This is a genomic window from Sphingobacterium faecale (assembly GCF_016746095.1).
Lineage (GTDB): Bacteria > Bacteroidota > Bacteroidia > Sphingobacteriales > Sphingobacteriaceae > Sphingobacterium > Sphingobacterium faecale.
The window spans coordinates 381,288-398,018 of sequence record NZ_JAERTY010000002.1 but is presented as its reverse complement, the minus strand read 5'-3'; the positions used below and the strand labels follow the sequence as shown (position 1 = coordinate 398,018).

At 38.5% G+C, this 16,731-nt stretch carries 12 protein-coding genes; 4 read left to right on the top strand and 8 right to left on the bottom strand.

What is annotated here, in order from left to right; all coding sequences use genetic code 11:
- Nucleotides 1-54 precede the first annotated feature (54 nt).
- Nucleotides 55-1,242, bottom strand: coding sequence for a FecR family protein (locus JKG61_RS04705; protein ID WP_202101820.1), 1,188 nt, complete (start codon nucleotides 1,240-1,242; stop codon nucleotides 55-57).
- A gap of 83 nt (nucleotides 1,243-1,325) precedes the next feature.
- On the bottom strand, nucleotides 1,326-1,886 hold the full coding sequence (locus JKG61_RS04700) for a sigma-70 family RNA polymerase sigma factor (protein WP_202101819.1): 561 nt from the start codon (nucleotides 1,884-1,886) through the stop codon (nucleotides 1,326-1,328).
- A gap of 720 nt (nucleotides 1,887-2,606) precedes the next feature.
- Between JKG61_RS04700 and JKG61_RS04695 the strand changes: the two genes are divergently transcribed.
- The 4 genes from JKG61_RS04695 (at nucleotide 2,607) to JKG61_RS04680 (ending at nucleotide 7,422) form a co-directional block, all read left to right on the top strand.
- Nucleotides 2,607-4,217: a sensor histidine kinase gene (locus tag JKG61_RS04695; RefSeq protein ID WP_202101818.1), complete on the top strand. Its 1,611-nt coding sequence runs from the start codon at nucleotides 2,607-2,609 to the stop codon at nucleotides 4,215-4,217.
- On the top strand, nucleotides 4,214-4,960 hold the full coding sequence (locus tag JKG61_RS04690; RefSeq protein ID WP_237249371.1) for a LytR/AlgR family response regulator transcription factor: 747 nt from the start codon (nucleotides 4,214-4,216) through the stop codon (nucleotides 4,958-4,960). Before JKG61_RS04695 ends, JKG61_RS04690 begins: the two co-directional genes overlap by 4 nt.
- Nucleotides 4,961-5,088: 128 nt before the next feature.
- Nucleotides 5,089-6,354, top strand: coding sequence for a TlpA family protein disulfide reductase (locus tag JKG61_RS04685; protein WP_202101817.1), 1,266 nt, complete (start codon nucleotides 5,089-5,091; stop codon nucleotides 6,352-6,354).
- Nucleotides 6,355-6,573: 219 nt separating this feature from the next.
- Nucleotides 6,574-7,422 (top strand): hypothetical protein, encoded by an 849-nt coding sequence (locus tag JKG61_RS04680; protein ID WP_202101816.1) that lies wholly within the window; start codon nucleotides 6,574-6,576, stop codon nucleotides 7,420-7,422.
- Nucleotides 7,423-7,436: 14 nt separating this feature from the next.
- Here the strand turns inward: JKG61_RS04680 and JKG61_RS04675 are convergent, their stop codons facing one another.
- From JKG61_RS04675 to JKG61_RS04650, 6 genes are all read right to left on the bottom strand, one after another.
- On the bottom strand, nucleotides 7,437-10,187 hold the full coding sequence (locus JKG61_RS04675; RefSeq protein WP_202101815.1) for an outer membrane beta-barrel protein: 2,751 nt from the start codon (nucleotides 10,185-10,187) through the stop codon (nucleotides 7,437-7,439).
- Between the two features lie 16 nt (nucleotides 10,188-10,203).
- Nucleotides 10,204-11,463, bottom strand: coding sequence for a 6-bladed beta-propeller (locus JKG61_RS04670; RefSeq protein ID WP_202101814.1), 1,260 nt, complete (start codon nucleotides 11,461-11,463; stop codon nucleotides 10,204-10,206).
- Nucleotides 11,464-11,567: 104 nt separating this feature from the next.
- Nucleotides 11,568-12,440: an endonuclease/exonuclease/phosphatase family protein gene (locus JKG61_RS04665; RefSeq protein ID WP_202101813.1), complete on the bottom strand. Its 873-nt coding sequence runs from the start codon at nucleotides 12,438-12,440 to the stop codon at nucleotides 11,568-11,570.
- An 80-nt stretch (nucleotides 12,441-12,520) separates the two neighbouring features.
- Nucleotides 12,521-13,705, bottom strand: a complete 1,185-nt coding sequence (locus tag JKG61_RS04660) for an endonuclease/exonuclease/phosphatase family protein (protein ID WP_202101812.1) — start codon at nucleotides 13,703-13,705, stop codon at nucleotides 12,521-12,523.
- A 6-nt stretch (nucleotides 13,706-13,711) separates the two neighbouring features.
- Nucleotides 13,712-15,382 (bottom strand): DUF4998 domain-containing protein, encoded by a 1,671-nt coding sequence (locus JKG61_RS04655; RefSeq protein WP_202101811.1) that lies wholly within the window; start codon nucleotides 15,380-15,382, stop codon nucleotides 13,712-13,714.
- A gap of 29 nt (nucleotides 15,383-15,411) precedes the next feature.
- The gene (locus tag JKG61_RS04650) at nucleotides 15,412-16,701 is read right to left on the bottom strand and encodes a DUF4959 domain-containing protein (protein ID WP_202101810.1); all 1,290 of its coding nucleotides are present in this window, start codon (nucleotides 16,699-16,701) and stop codon (nucleotides 15,412-15,414) included.
- Between the last annotated feature and the right edge of the window lie 30 nt (nucleotides 16,702-16,731).

The following is a 16,731-nucleotide window of genomic DNA, read 5'->3' as shown; positions in this document are numbered from 1 at the left end:
CAGCCTTTAATCGGGAGAGTCGTCACCTCTCTCGATTTCTTTCATAACCTAAGCTTATTTCATGGCAGTAACCCTCCTTCCTTGAATCGTGAACCGTACAGACCCTGTGAGCTCTAGGCTTTTCAGTAATTCTTGCAGACTTGTTGACTTAGAAAACTTACCTCCAAACTCAACACCATTCATATCTCCGCTGTAATCGACCTCAACATCATACCATTTCGATATCATGGTCATTAGCTCATGGATCGGTGTTTTCCTGAAGATGAAGTATCCGTCTTTCCATGCTACTATAGGGTCAGTATCAACCTGGGCTACTAAAAGCTTCCCGTTTTCAGAAACAGCTTGTTGACCGGGCACCAATATCCGCTTGGTATGACCTTGGATTACGCTGACAGACCCCTCCAGCAAAGTGGTATACACCTTAGCCTTGTCCGCATCGGCAGCTATATTAAATTCAGTCCCCAATACCTGTACCTTGGTATCGCCAGCTTTCACCACAAAAGGTTTTTCCTTATTACTTGCGACATCAAAATAAGCTTCCCCCGAAAGCTCCACATCGCGGGTCCCTCCTACAAATTGAGCAGGGAAGCGTAATGTAGAATGAGCATTCAACCAGACGGCTGTCCCATCCGTTAATAACAATTGATAGTTCGCTCCCACGGGAGTGCGGATAGTATGGAATGTATGCTTCGTTGATTTTTTATCAGATAACCCTCCTTCTTTCAACGTATAAACCAGCCGTCCGATACTGTCTCTATGCAACGAAATCCCATCGATATCGTCAAAATCATCTTTTAGCGCTCCTTCGAGATCTATAATTCTACCGTCGGATAGCTCGAGAGTTGCCTTGTCCTGACCCGGTGGAATTAGGTCTACAGCTTCTATAGCCGCTTTCTGCTGACTTAAGTATTTATAGGTGAAAAGAGCTAATGGGAGAAGCAAGGACAATATGATTGCCGCGTACTTATAGCTTTTTTTCCATTTATCTATTTTAGGTTTTTGGGTACCAGGAGCAATTCTTTCCTGAACGATTTCCCAGTTTTTGGTCCGATCTGTTCTACCAAAGTCCTGCAGCTTCCTAGAGACCTGTTCGGCATTTGTCAATTCATCAAAAAACAGTTTATTTTCATCCGATGCGTTTACCCAGGTCATCAGGATCTGTTCTTCCGTATCAGTTAACTCTGCTTTCAAATACTTAGCGCACAACTCGCCTATTTCATAATATTCTTCAAATCTATCCATAGCGTCTTATACAGTAAAGACACTTATACAAAAGAAGAGGATAAAGAAATTAAAAAATAAAAAAGATGGAATGGTATTACTGTCTACAGGTTATACAGCGAGAGGACTAATGCGAGGATATCCGGCCGAAGCTTTAGCTTCAACAACGATGTGGCTTTTTGCTTTTGCTTCTTAAGCGTATTTATCGAAAGCCCTAATTCTTCGGCTATTTCTATATTATTTTTACCTTCAACAAATGCCAACCAAGATAATGTTCTGTATTTCTCGGGCAATGCATTAATCGCGGTATGAATCTCAGACAACATTTCTGCTGTAATTATCGCCTCCATGGTACAACGTGCTAAAGGTTCACCTCCAGTTTGCATGTCTGCAAAATTTGCCACGACCCTTTCATGCCGAATCTGGTTCAAGCTCAAATTTCTTACGGTACTGTATAGGTAATTTTTAATCGCCGGTAAATCTTTAGAAATAGTATCCTTGCTCGTCCAATAGCGCACAAAGGCTTCTTGTACAACATCCTGCGCTTTCTCTACATCAGCTAGCATCTGTAGACTAAAGAATACCAATCTATCATGATATGTATCAAATATCATTTGAAAATCTCGGATCCCAGCATCCACCCTACCTGTAGCACTGCTCATCATATTGGTTTTCTATCTAGGCTTACTGCTAGTAATCGATTTTATTGATTTAAAAAATCACTTTTAGTTACTGCAATTAAAATTAATAAATTTCGGATACATTTCCATATTCTTTTGCTAGATAGCGTGTGCTAAGCTACAGCAATAATAAAAAGTTAATGTTAGGTAAGTATGAATAAATAATTAGCATTTTAGTATCTCAACCAGCTGACAGACTCGAGTCATACGCCGAGACCAAGAAAAAAATAGCTTCTTACAAAATCAATAATCTCATAGGTAAAGATATTAATACGGGTCAGGTTAAATACTTATAAAAAAAACTTAACTTGTAGCCGAGATATTTCCTATTGGATTGTGCAAAAATGACCATAAACAATACACAAGACTTATTTTTATCAAAAGATATACTTCCTTTATCTGACTACACGCTCAATCCAGATAGCGGGTCGAAACTAGAACAGCTTTTACAACAGCCGCTCTCATCAGTAGTTGAGATTAAAGATAGACAGGCTATACTCGGACAGATAATTGCCTCCTATTCAAAAAAGAGGGTTTGAATGATTTATTAGCTCAATGAACTGACAAGAGGTAAAATAGTAAAATTAACACGAACCGATATCCTTAGCGAACTAGCTCTTTTACCAAGCCAATGTGGGTAAATCCTAATTTGGTATTTTGAAAAACCTTATAATTCTAGACGTTTGTAGTAATAAATCACAAATCATGAAAAAGATAATACTTTTACTAATTACTACACTCTTTTGTCTGCATACTATTGGCCAGACTAAGAATGAGACAGAGCAATACTCCATAGACAGTACAAAAAATTATTATTTAGGAAATATTGACCTCGGAAGAATAAGCCTCGGTATAACGCTAGACACACTAGCGAAAGTACGAAGTTATGCAAATAAATTTCCAAACATCAGCAATAAGACCTTTACTTACCTTGAAAACGGGAATAGAGCCCAGCTACGTATTCAATGTCGTCTGCTTTCGGATATAAAGAATTATCAATTCGTTGTGAAAGACGATCACGAAAATGCACTCCTATCTGGCAGTGCGGAGGGCCTAACTTTCACCAATGATCCGATTTTTGGTTATTCTGCAAAATTACCAGTCATAGACATACAGAAGAAAGTCATCTCAATAACGCTTTATAACAAAACAAATCCCGCTCAACAAGGGACAGCTATAATCTATAACAAAACTCTGCCAAGAACTGAAATTGCATTTTTGGGAACGGAAGTAAATACTCGAGAACCTAAGGGAATCTCTTCAACAATGTCAAAAGATTGCTCAGAAATAACACTTGGCCGGGACTCTCGGGGCTTAAAGGCCTCAATAAGAAAAAACGATTACAACTTTATCTATAGTATACTGATAAAGAAAAAGAAAACTGGTGATGCCGTATTCAAAAGCCGCACCTGGATTTACGACTACCCCTATGCCGGAGCAGATAGTGGACCTGAAATTTTTGTTGACAAGCAGTACTTTAAAACCTCTGGCGAATATGAAATCATTATCCAACCCGATCTGAAGTATATATCGGAAAAAGAACTGGAACAATACAGTTCTAAAAAAACAATCTATGTAGATATAGTAAAGAACTATTCGGCTCAAGAGCTGATATTGTGGTCTATCTTACTACTGATCATCTGTATGGGTACAACATCACTCTTGATATACCTAATACGCAGAAAAAACAGACAAAAGGTCAAAAATGAAAACCTGCAGAAAAAAATAGCAGAGGCACGGCTCTCTTCTATCCAATCTCAACTAAACCCACATTTTCTTTTTAACGCCCTATCCAGTATACAGAGCTTCATAAATGATAACGATGTGGATAATGCAAACAGGTATCTCAGCAAATTTGCCCGTCTCACACGCCATGTGCTGGATAGCTCGACATCCACCTCTTTGATAGATGAAATCAATCTGTTAGAAGACTATCTCCAAATGGAGCAGCTACGCTTCGGCTTTCAATATAAGATACAGGCTAAAAATCTAGATAGCAACAACATCGAAATACCTTCCATGCTCTTACAGCCTCTTGTTGAAAATGCAATAAAACATGGTGTAGCCGAGCAGAAAGAACAAGGCCAAGTCAACATAGATTTTGACAGGGACAAAAATGATCTAAGGGTTACTATAGTAGACAATGGCAACGGATATAATGTAAAGCAGGTCGTAACAGGATTAGGGATAAAATTAACAAATGAACGAATCGAGCTATGGAATGAACTGCATTCACAGGCACCTATTTCCCTTACTACCATTTCAAATAGTAAAGGAACATCTGTATATTTAACTTTTAAAAACTGGTTATCATGATCCGTGCCCTACTAATAGACGATGAAACGGCTAATATAAACAATCTAAAAGCCATGCTAGCCAAATATTGTCCCCAAGTGACGATATTAGCTACTGCAGATACGATCTTGGAGGCTACAGAATTAATAGAAATTCACCGGCCTAATCTTCTTTTTCTGGATATCGAAATGGGCAGCAGCACCGGATTTGATCTGTTGCGGCGTATAGATACGATTGACTTTCAAGTGATTTTTGTGACCGCATACCACCAATACGGGATACAGGCCATAAAACACGCGGCACTGGATTATCTTTTGAAACCAATCGATATCGACGAATTAAAACTGGCCGTTGCAAAGGCTGATGAAAAAATAAACACATTGACACAACGATCGCAGGTAGATTTTCTGCTCCAGCAATGGACATCGAAAAGGCTCCCACAGAAAATAGCCTTATCTTTTCAAAATGAAACCCGATATCTGGCGATACAGGATATCGTACGATGTGAAGCAGATGACACTTATACCGTTTTTCATTTTCGCCGTGAGCCCAAAATAATTGCTTCAAAGCCATTGAAAGAATACAGTGAAATACTGACCCCACATGGTTTTATACGAACGCATCAGAGTCATTTGATCAATCCAAACTATGTCAAGAGCTGGCTCAAAGAGGATGGTGGTACTATACTATTGGAAAACGAAGTAAAGATACCTGTCTCTAAACCCAATCGAGAACGTGTAAAGGAAGCTTTGACCCAAATCTAACTTTCCGATATACTCCATAACATCGTAGCGTTAAAAGCATTACAACATATAACACTATCATAATGTGTCTATAGCACACATTTAATTTCTTTATATTAAATTCGGTTGTACAATATATCAAACTTTATATGAACCTAAAAATAACCAGGACATTAATAGTACTAATAGCATTGTTAGTGAGTCCATATATTTATGCGCAGCATATCATGTTACCTCTCCAACAAAAAATAGGATTCGGCCCGTTCCCTCCGGACAATGGCTCTATTATCTTTGCCCCAGATAAAACACACCCTGCATACGATAGCTTTGCACACCTAGTGTATACTAATATCCCGTCCGATTGGTCGAATGTTAAAAAGGGATTAATTATGTTTGACATGCTCCAGTTTTTGTATCAAAGCTCTTTTACATATCTTGATCCTAAAATATATCAACAATTTAAAACTGAACGTAATTTCAAAATCCATGATGATGATCTTTCTCAGGAACCGATTGCCTGTTTTGTAAGAATTGTATTTGGAACATCAGCGGATGGTCAGGAGGTATACCTGTTGGATAAAAATCAAAACGGAGACTTTTCAGATGAAACCATAACGAAACTTGAAGAACTAGATATACAACAACCTATAACAGGCCTCAAAGAACGACTATCCATGACCCATTTTGATCTCAACAATGGAAATAAAACGGTCCGACTTTCTATTCCCCTTCTGATTTTCAAAAGTCGATTTGGTTACGCATACAGCATTCCCAGTTACAATGAAGCTCTCTACAAATCCGGCGACACGACACATATCCTATATGCTGGCCACCAGTTTAGATTTCCTGATTATTGGGTATCCGATCTACTCATAGATGCAGACACAAAAAATATCATAGCAAAGTCCCGCAAATTTGTGTTGGACAACCGCAAATATAAAAACTTGGGAGTCGATCCCCGGTCCAACCAGCTTACCATAGTAGAGGTCGATCCGGACAGTAGAGATTCTAATCTAAGCGATTTTCAACACGAGGACATACAGAGCAGAGAAACAATAGATACCGAGTCTTTAAAAGGCAAATATATACTATTGGATTTTTGGGGCTCGTGGTGTGGGCCATGCCTCGCTCAGTTACCTAAGCTAGCCGAAATATACCGCAATTTAGATCGATCAAAAATTGAAATAATCGGTGTGGCAGGAAGGGACAAATACAAGAACGCATATCAAGCTATATTAGAGCATAAGATACCTTGGAAAAACATTTTGTCAGACCAAAAGAATAACCTCACTGAAATATATGGCATCGTCAAATACCCGACCTGTATATTGATAGACCCCGAAGGTAACATTGTCGAAAAAGATATCTCGACACATGAACTGACCGATATATTAGCCAAATACAAATTATTTTAAAGACTTTTCCTTTTGTGGAAAATATATCACTATAGCATCTTATCTAAGTAGGAGAGAAATATGAAATACTCATGTTTAGCGAAGCACAAACACCCATGAGTATTCCATTCCGATAAACCGACGCAAGGAGCTCGTCGGAGACAATCAGAACAGGATAATGAGAGATAAGAAACAAGTTATATATCTATGAAACATATATGTTATAAAGTATCGATTTTAATGGTTGGACTTATTTGCAGCAACTGCTCTGACCCGCAAAAGGTAAAGCAACAGCTTCCTTCAAAAGAAAATCTGGAAAAGAAAGCGGAAACTATTATAGCTTACAATAGAAACCGGATACCTGTACCTCAACTATTGGATAGTATCGATGAAGAGCGGACGACAGAGGAACAGCTCTTCTTAGGTGAGAAATTCTTCTGTGATAGCCTAAATAAAAAATTACTTGCTATAAATATAGCACACCCTATATCCAACATCTATTTGATTGATTTTCGTGAAACCGATAGTACCGCTATATTTAAAGATTATGTTGGGTATTATAAAGATGGGGTATTTCATGGTACCGCCAAATATCAAAATGCTTTTCATCAGGAATCCTTCTTGCTCGAATATAATCCACAGTTGGGAAATGTTTCTGTACAAATTGGAAAGCAGAAAGAAAACTATTTTAGCATCAGCTTGAATGATTTTTCGTCGTTATTGAAAAAAAACACATCTTCACTCATCATAGATGAGTCTGATCAGAATTTTAAGAATATTTTAGACAGCAGTAAACATAAAACCCGTGGCTTTAGAATAGACATAGACGGATTGCCTCTTTCAGAACAAAAAATTATTCACCCTTATGATTATTACTATGAAGCTATCTTACACAAAGATGGTACGATAGACCTATTGAAAAATAAACCTCCGCAACAGGCAAATAGCCGTTATTATAACGAACATATAATAAATCAAATCATCCCGCGGGAAATAAAAGCAAGAAAACTTGAACCAATGCGTATATTCAATCAACCGATAAACACAAAAATCCAGTTAAGAGTAGTGTTTTATTTAAAACATAAATAGGCCCTTATTATCTCCTAAAAAATCCTAGGATAATAGGCTAGGCTAAATAAGAAATATTGTTTAATAATCTTCTCACTACCATAAGTTATAAAATTCGTATTTGCTCTACTGAACACACCAGAATTCTTATTAAAAATATCATTGGCAGAAAATTTCATTTCTAGATTATTTCCCTTTAGCAACCTTAGACTCAACGACGAATTAAAAATCATGCTTCCTCTTGCTTCATACCCGTTAACTATATTTAGATAGGAAGCATTGGCATTGAAAGTAGTCCGTTTAAAAATTTTGAACGCTAGACTTAAATTGGTATCATAAAACTTATTATCAAAACTTTGCAGAGATTTTATCGAAACCTGTTGAATATAAAAATCTGCTTTTTGCTTTAAACCCAGCCGCACATCTGGAGTAAGCTGAAAACCCAAATCTAAACCACCTGAATAAGTCTGTGTCTGTGTACGATAAAGCTCCTCCGCGAGCTCCTGGTTAGTATACAGCAGTCGTCCTTGTAAACTAAGCTTGGCAGTCATATTTTTATTTTCCGAAAACCGAAAAGGCCTACTATAACTGAGTGATGACACATAAGCTATCTGAGATTTGGGGTTGTTTCTCAGACTAACTTCCCTGCGGCCGTCGTCCGTAAAAACAACACGTTCTATAAGAGCTCTATCAGTCATATCGGCACTAACGAATAGCTCCAGATTTTTAGGTACTGTGCCAAAAATATTATTAGCGAATTTAATAGATAGACTATTAGTAACACTATTCTCTAAGTGTGGATTTCCCACATACAGATTGAGTAGATTAATATCATCTACCACAGGACGTAACTGATCCATTGTCGGAACCTGGGTCTTACTACTCCAGTCTAAATCAACATGCCATAAATGCTCTTGGTCGACCATATCTTGATAAGAAAGTCCAAGGGAAGGCTGAAAAGTCATGAGATTTCGTTTGAATGTTCTGTCTATGTATCCAGAACTACTATGTTCTTTAATAACCGCAATAGCAGCATTTCCTGATAAATACAAACTCTGTTTGAACGCGCGATATATCTCTTTAAATACAAATTCTCGCCTAAAAGAAAATGCTCCCCTATAGCTATACCGTTTATAATCTTCGTTAAAGCTCAACCTTTCATTCACTTGTAGAGAATCTAACGTACTTCTATCTGTATCTGCTGAATAGATTGAGAATCCCTGCGATATACTCGTTTTGGTTCGAGAACCAAAAAATACAGGAAAAATTTCTCTTATTTGTACAGCTATGTCTTGATCAAAATGACTGCCATCTTGAATATTTTTACGTGCAAATTTCCGTTCTGACGCAATGGCCCCATCTCGGTAAAAATCCTTACTTATAATGCTGTTTTCTTCTTCCCGTTCTGTATTCAATTTATGGTCTATTACAAGATCGTTAAACCATCTGAAACGCCCATATTGGCTGGGCAATCGATAAGCGTAGGAAGTGACCAAGCTGAGTCCTTCTTTTTTTAATCGGCGATGGCTAAGCTGATTTTCTTCGTACCGGACACTATTAATATCACTCCAAGCATGAAGATTCTCTTCTTGTTCTTTTTTCTGACTATGTGTATTTAGCTTTACACTTAACTTGGTATCATAATCGTTGTCATATTCATACTGAAGAATTGAAGAAAGTGATTTGTCTAAGTTATCAGAGGTTAAGTTTGACTCCCGATGATTGTCTAAATATCCGGGGGTCAACCAGCTCGTATAAATCTGACTTTCAAATTGATTAGCAGCATGTTTGTAAAATACATTCTGTAGGATGTGATTCTTTTTACGGACTCCGCTATGTGGTGCAAAATCATGTTGATATCTCGCTCCTAATGCTACTTCTTCGTTATCCCCCAATCGACGCATATCTGGAAAATAGTCAGTTTTTACAGTGATGCCGCCAAAACTAGTATTTCCCATCAACATATCAAGATCTTTCAAGGGCTTATTAACATTATTGGTCACCGCACCAACAGACAGCTGGCTGGCTTTATTAAAAGCATTTAGGGAGAGCTCTCCCTCATAGTATTTTTGCAAAGCTCTACCCCCCCCTACTTTTCCGAAAACACCCCTATCTTTGTCCTTTTTTAATACGAGGTTGATATCTTTAGTATCCCGATTATCCTTTTCTGTGTCATATATCTGAACTTTCGTTATACTGTTTTTAGGTAAGTTGCCAAGTGCTATTTTTGAGCCTACAGAGAAAAATGGCTTACCATTGACCAGTACGCGACTGATTTTCTTACCGTTATAAGTGATTTCTTCATCTCCCCAAATAGTGATTCCAGGGAGTTTATTCAAAAGATCTCCTGCTACAGCGTTTGAATCCAATTTAAACGCATCAGCGTTAAACTCGATCGTATCTCCATTCAGCCTCACAGGGGCAAGTATGTCGACCTCTTCGATCTCATGCACACGCTCTTGTAGATAAAGATTGCCGATAGCCGTTTTTAAATTATTACTTAAGACTTCTATTTCCAACGTTTCATAGCGTTGGTGCTGTATACGGATCCTATACCGCTGATTGATTTCTAGTTTCTGGAGTGTAAAGTATCCATCGTCAGAAGATAAAACCAAGCGATACACTTCTTCAAACCCTATTTTATAAAGAGAAACAGAAGCTGCCTCTACGGTTAGGTTTCGAGCCGAATCTAGCAATTTACCTTGGATCTCAGCCCCAGTCTGCCCCCAGACATACTGACCACCCAACAACGAGACTAGTAAAAAGAGGTAACGGAGAAATCTCATATGCAAACAAGACAGATTACTTCAGTCTAGAAATAACCAAAATAGGATTTGTGGATTTAGTTTTGTTCTCCAACAATCCTTTAGTAAACGCAGGTATCTCACCCTCGTTTTGAAGACTGGGATGGCGGTTAAAAAGAATTGCCACGTCACTTGGGGTAATGTAACTGTAAAGATATTGCCTATCACAGTCGAGAAAGAAACTATCACTATAAGCAGAACTCATAGGCAAAAATTGATTGGTTACAGTAGGTCTTATTTTCTTTAAATCGTATAATATTCCTGTCTTGGGATCATACATAATGTCACTAATATTATTAGATGCATTGGTAATCATTAGTGTGGCAAAAAAACGGTTATTATGAGAAAAAACATGATTTAAACCAAAGATTGCATCCGGATACTTCTTGGATACCACGTCCGGAAGACGCCCTCGGAATTCGGAAAAAAAATCCTTAGGAAGTGAATTTTGATAGGGGAATACAAGGAGTGTTTCCTTGGACAGCCCTTTTTTTTCTGTGATTGTATATAAGGTATTATTATAAAGTTGGACATATAGCAATTCTTCTTTCTCACTGGCTTTACTGAACATATTCTGCACCGAGGAATAATCTTCTTTAACCAACTGCTGCCTTTCAATTATCGGCGTATAGACACCATTCCGCAACATTTCCAATTGTGACTTATCAGTATCTACAAAAGGAGAATGATTCAAGAAAATACTGTTTCCTAAAAAGCCCATTCCATCTACTGTAATCCATTCCTTCTTCTCTTTGACAAAACTACCGTCAAATCGAAATATCCCCATAGCAGCATTGTCTTTAGACGTACCATATGAAGCATAAATCAACCGCTCGGACTTATTGACAAATACATTTACAAAAAGAAAATCACCGTTGTTACAACTTTTACAATGTGGCACTTTATCGATCTTATGCTTGAACTTGCCCAAGCGGTCGAAAAAAAGAATGCCTTTTCCCCTCAGATCAAATATGATTATATACTCTTCCGTAACCCATAGATCCTTTACTTCTTGTACAATACTGTTAGAAGTCTGTTCTAGAGGGACATACATTACCTCGTTAAAAAGATCTCCTACATCGCCCCCCCGTGCCTGGTGAATTGGCAACCGCAAAGTGTCCCTAGACATGTCATCGGACAAACAAGATGATAAATAAGGAAAGGAAGAGGAACTTAATGTCGCTATTATACTCATCAACAAACTCCCCGTAATAAATTTAAAGAAAAGTTTTACTTTTTTGCTTTTTTCTAAAGGCATCCCAAACAGATTAACATGTTATTAAGAAATGGCTATTGATCAATGATAAAACGACCCTCAACAAATATATCAAGAACAAACTATACTATTGAAAAAACGCTGATTTAAAACCGAATCTGACAGGATACGGGTAGATGATCTGAAGGATAACGATTGTCACCATATACATCCGAATACACTTCGTAATCAGATATGGCAGTAGTTTTGTCTACAAAGATATAATCTATGCGCCCTCCTGGTTCCCCTTGAAAAATACCACCAGGGAAAGCAGTTCCCACCTTACCTTTCCTGCCATTGTCGGATATATCGTAACTATCCGCAAATACAGCTTTCATCGCATCAACTTGGCTACTATTGGGTTCCGAGTTGAAATCCCCTACAATTAGTACGGGATGTATATCTGCTATCTCTTGAATCTTACGCACTATCAAAGGACCTGATTCGCGTCGGGCTATTTCATTACGCCAATAAAGATGAGCATTAAAGAAGTAAAAAACCTGTCCACTCTTTTTATCCTTCATCTTTGCCCATTGACAGATACGGCGATCCGTCGCATCCCAGCCAATACTCGGGATATCCGGTGTCTCGCTGAGCCAAAAAACTCCCGAATCTAATAGTTCAAAAAGAGCAGTTTTATAAAGTACCGCACAGGTATGTAGATTACCATCTTTACCTCCATAGCCTACGTTGACCTGCTCAAAACCAGGCAATAACATCAGCAGTTCATCCATCTGTGTCGGACTGCCCTCTTGAGTACCTAAGATATCAAAGCCATGTGAGGTAATTAGTCGAGCCAAGGGTTCCTTACGTATAACCCAAGGATTGCCTGTCGTTTGATCTGCAGCAGCATCATACCGAATATTATAAGTGGCGACTTTAAACGTAGCACCGTTATGCTCTTTATTAAAGTGAATCTGTTGACTCTTACATCCTAAGAAAATAAGAAAGACGATAAAAACCCATAATATTCTCTTCATAGTTACGACTTTAACACGAATGGTCCAAAAAAGGTACGCCTGAAAAATCAGGCGTACTTATTAAATGCGTATACACTTTCCTATTTCACATCGAAATGCATCAAGAAAGGATAATGATCCGAAGCAATGTCGGTATACGGATCCTGGAGGATCTCTGCATAATCACACTGTTGTGACAGCGATTCCGATAGATAGCTGTAATCTAACCTAAAACCTAAAAAATCTGCACCAAGGTAATCTGTCCGGGTAGGGAAACTGGCTTTGTAAAAGGTATTATCATTCAAAGTAACCGCATCCTTAAAACCGCTATCTTCAAAAAGGCGCATAGCCCGGTAATCGAAAGGTACTCGCGATGGACGATATTTCTGCATACTTGCAGTCCAGAATTTAGAGCCTAATAACCGTTCATCAGTAGGTGAAATAGAATTAAAATCACCCGAAATAAGAACCGGTCCATTCACGCTCTTCAATCTAGCCTGTGCTATGACATGCTCGGCTTCTTCTACAACCAAATCATTGCTCTGCGAAGAGAAGTGTACCGCAAAAATATTGAGTCCAGATGTCTCGGCATTGATATAGCCGTGTACACGATAAGTAGTTTTTTTACTGGTAATCAATACACGCTCGATATTTTTAATCTCTTGCTTAGAAGTAATCCCAGTAGGATAGCCATCTTCTTTAAGCAACACACTGAAATCGTGGCCGTAGGTCTTGGCTAGTGCAGTAAGGTCTGCATGCTTAAAACTTACCAACTCTTGAAAAACGATCACATCAGGGTCCAATTGAGACACCCACGCCGTGAATCGCTCCATATTCTCCTTTTTCTTCCATTCAAACCCGTCCTTTACATTGTAAGATAAGACAGTCAGTCCCGTTTTGGGAGTAAGGACAATAGGGACAGTCTTCGTATCTGGCTTTAGCACGACATCTTTGTAGACAGGATTGTAGCCTTTCTTCAGAACCGTAATACGGACTTCCGTATCGGTAAATATCTTATAAGAAAGCTCTCCATCCTTCACTAGCGAGTGCGCCCGTGGCACCAGCATATTGACATCAGGGCGTCTCTTAGAGATAATGACCGTAGCCTCGCCGGTAATACGCTCATTGCTCCCGTTGATCAACTGTATGCTTACTTCTGTAGCGGCAAGTTTTGAGTCTTCGCTGGGAATGGTCCCAGAATCTTTACTACAACTAGCTCCAACAAATAATAATGCACAAGCGTAAATAAACAACATTACGTTTTGTTTATGAATAAGTCTCATCATCACGTTTTAGTTTTTAGAAAGTCTAAAATTGGCAAAATGATATACGATCTCCTTTGCCGGATTATATCCCCCTGTAATAGCTGGTTCTCCCCCAATATTAATAACAATAACACGATTATGCTTACCCTTCATTTGACTGATATCTATCTTCATATCGACCCACTTTCCGAGTTGCGCATCACTAAGTTTGTTATCATTTTTACCGGGCTGCCACAGTTCCTGTCCATACGGATGCTCTGTAGGGAATCCCCATATGCGATTCATAAAACGAGGCCAGATAACTCGAAAATTGTCATATACTCCTGGGAAGAAACTTTTATCGGGAGCAAAAACCTTAAATCTTAAGTAAGGGTATAATTCCGAGTTGAATTGATAATCTAAAGGAATCTTGAAAATCAAGGATGCAGAACGGTCACGCAGTGTCACTTTCATCACATTTTCGAGACCACTTCCAGCAGGGTATGTAGGAGGATTGGTGACTAAATCAATCTTCCAAGCTGCTGTTTCTAATAACCCATTGATGAAGAAAGCCGATGGTAGGTTAGAATCTGTAGGAGTATTTACGAGTTCTACCTTGCCTGATTCCACAAAAGGAGTTAACAAATGATCTATACCTAAAGAATAAGGTATATACTTTACTTTCTTAACTAGATCATTCTCTAATAAATCTACCAAAAAGCGTGCATTGACCTCTGCCATATCTCCCGAACGACGTACAAAGGGCAAAAATGGACCTCCACCTACTGTAGCAACAACAGCATTACGATTGTAGGATGTTTTGGTCATCTCAAACAAAGTACCTCCCGTGAGGTCAATCTCATCGAGATCAGTAAAATAGAAGAGATCTTGCAAGCTTTTAGTATGTATCGGAAAAGTTAATTTCTTGATATTGGCGACACCTACTACATTGAAAGTAGTCACTCCATTTTTCCTCAAGACATCAGCTTCTGCAGGCAAGAAAGGAGCTGTGGGCGAAGGCATAAAAAAGCTTATTTTCTGACTTAACACAATCGTATCTAGTATCTCAACACCATTGACCTTAGGTACCACACGATAATCTACATCAACATTCACTTCGTCTCCCGTTTTCAAATTGCTAGCAAAGATCCGAGGATTGACATCACGCTTACCTTCAGTCACTACTCCAGACTGGTCTTCATAAACATACTCCAAATCACAATACGTCAATAATATAGAGGATATATTTTCGGCCCAATCCAAGAGCGCATTGGAACGAGAAGCAAATATACGCGGTGACTGCACAGCAATAGTCGCCAGTTCGTTGTTGGTATAAGGGATCAAAGCTATCTCCTGTGGAACGGACTTATTGCCATACTTATCCTCTGTATAAACTTTAAACCGATACAATTTAGACTGCTTTAAATTAGGAACATTAACCCAAGAAACTACGGAATCTACGACAATACGCTCCTTATCGTATTCGACAATAGTCTTGCTGGCTTTACCTAAATATATTTGATCATTAGTAATCCGTCCGGCTTTCATCAAATCCAACTCCACGCGCTCAAATCCAATTTTACCGGATATAGTATCAAACTTGGCAGGGTATACCTTCTCCCCTCCAAAAGGTTCAACATTATCATAGATACCCTTACATGAGTAAATCGCCAATATACCGAGACAGGTAATGACACTAAATAAAATATTTTTTTTCATTATCGTATAGATATTAAGGTGAATTCTACTTAATTACTAGCTTTGCGCCCATAAAGAGTTATTTCAGAAAGACAGTTTGCACCAACACCTGTATAATTGGATAAAAAGTCAGATACGGCCTCGTAACGGAACCAACGTGTCTTCTTGGTAAAAGTAGGAAAATCAGGATACATATAAGCCATATCGCCTGCCTGCCCCGCCTTCACAAAGTCTAATTCACTAGGAAGAAGTGGTATAGGAATCTGATGATATGCTATAAGCACCCAATCCTTAGTATCTTCGTCCCAATAGTACATATTATAAGCTCCCACATTTTCGGCGCGATAATATTGACCTTGAATACCCAATGAAGCCGTTCCATATCGGCGCTGATGTGTGACAACCCTACTGAGTTCATAATAATCACCCAAATCAATCATAAGATTCCAAGGCATATTCTTATCAACCAGATTGCCGGTACGGCCGCGCTTACCTGTATGCATAAAATTGAAATCTTCGCCGGTATTAATAATATCGTCTATTACATAACGTGTACGTCCCTCATTGTCATTACCAAAGACCATTGGAACGCCTCCAATAGAGTCATTCGGGTTGGGTAATTTCCATATCTTTTTTGGTATCAGTTGGTCTTTTAATAAAGTAACTTCCCCTTTTTCAATTGATCCGGTAATATTACCATAACGATCTTCCACACGAACCTTTACGTTAACTTTGTCTGACTCCACTTCATCCAAATCATAGACGAAACGACGATCGGCCTCTGCTTTGGAACTAAATATTGTTGTCACTTTTCTCGGACCTGATTTATCGGAAAACTCGAAATCAACATATACATTAATATCTTGTTTTAACTCATTGCCCCAATCTACAAAGAAAGAACCAAATCCTGGCCTCACTTCGAGTGATCGGGCCACACGTTGATAAGCCGGCTCCAAAGGCTCAATATTGACGGTCAAAGGTGTAGACCTGTTACCTGCTCTGTCAACAGCGTACAAACGTATAGCATGCATATCTGTATCTGGAAGACCATATACATCGAGTGAATCTACAAAATAGGATGCATTAAACTTAAAGGTCTTTCCCTTACTGTTCGTATATTCGGCTTCAACGGCCAAGAGATCTTCATCATCGGGCAAGCCGTAAAAGAAACGGGCTCCTCCATATAAAGATTTATAATACTTGAGTACAACCGGTCCAGGAGGCGTACTATCATCTATATTGATATTGTACCGATCTTTCTCTTTACAAGAGAAAACGAATGCTAGCAACGCTATACATATACAGGCACTTAAAAAGTTTTTTATCTGTCTATGACTCATTATTGTTCATATCTAAAAGTAATACACTAA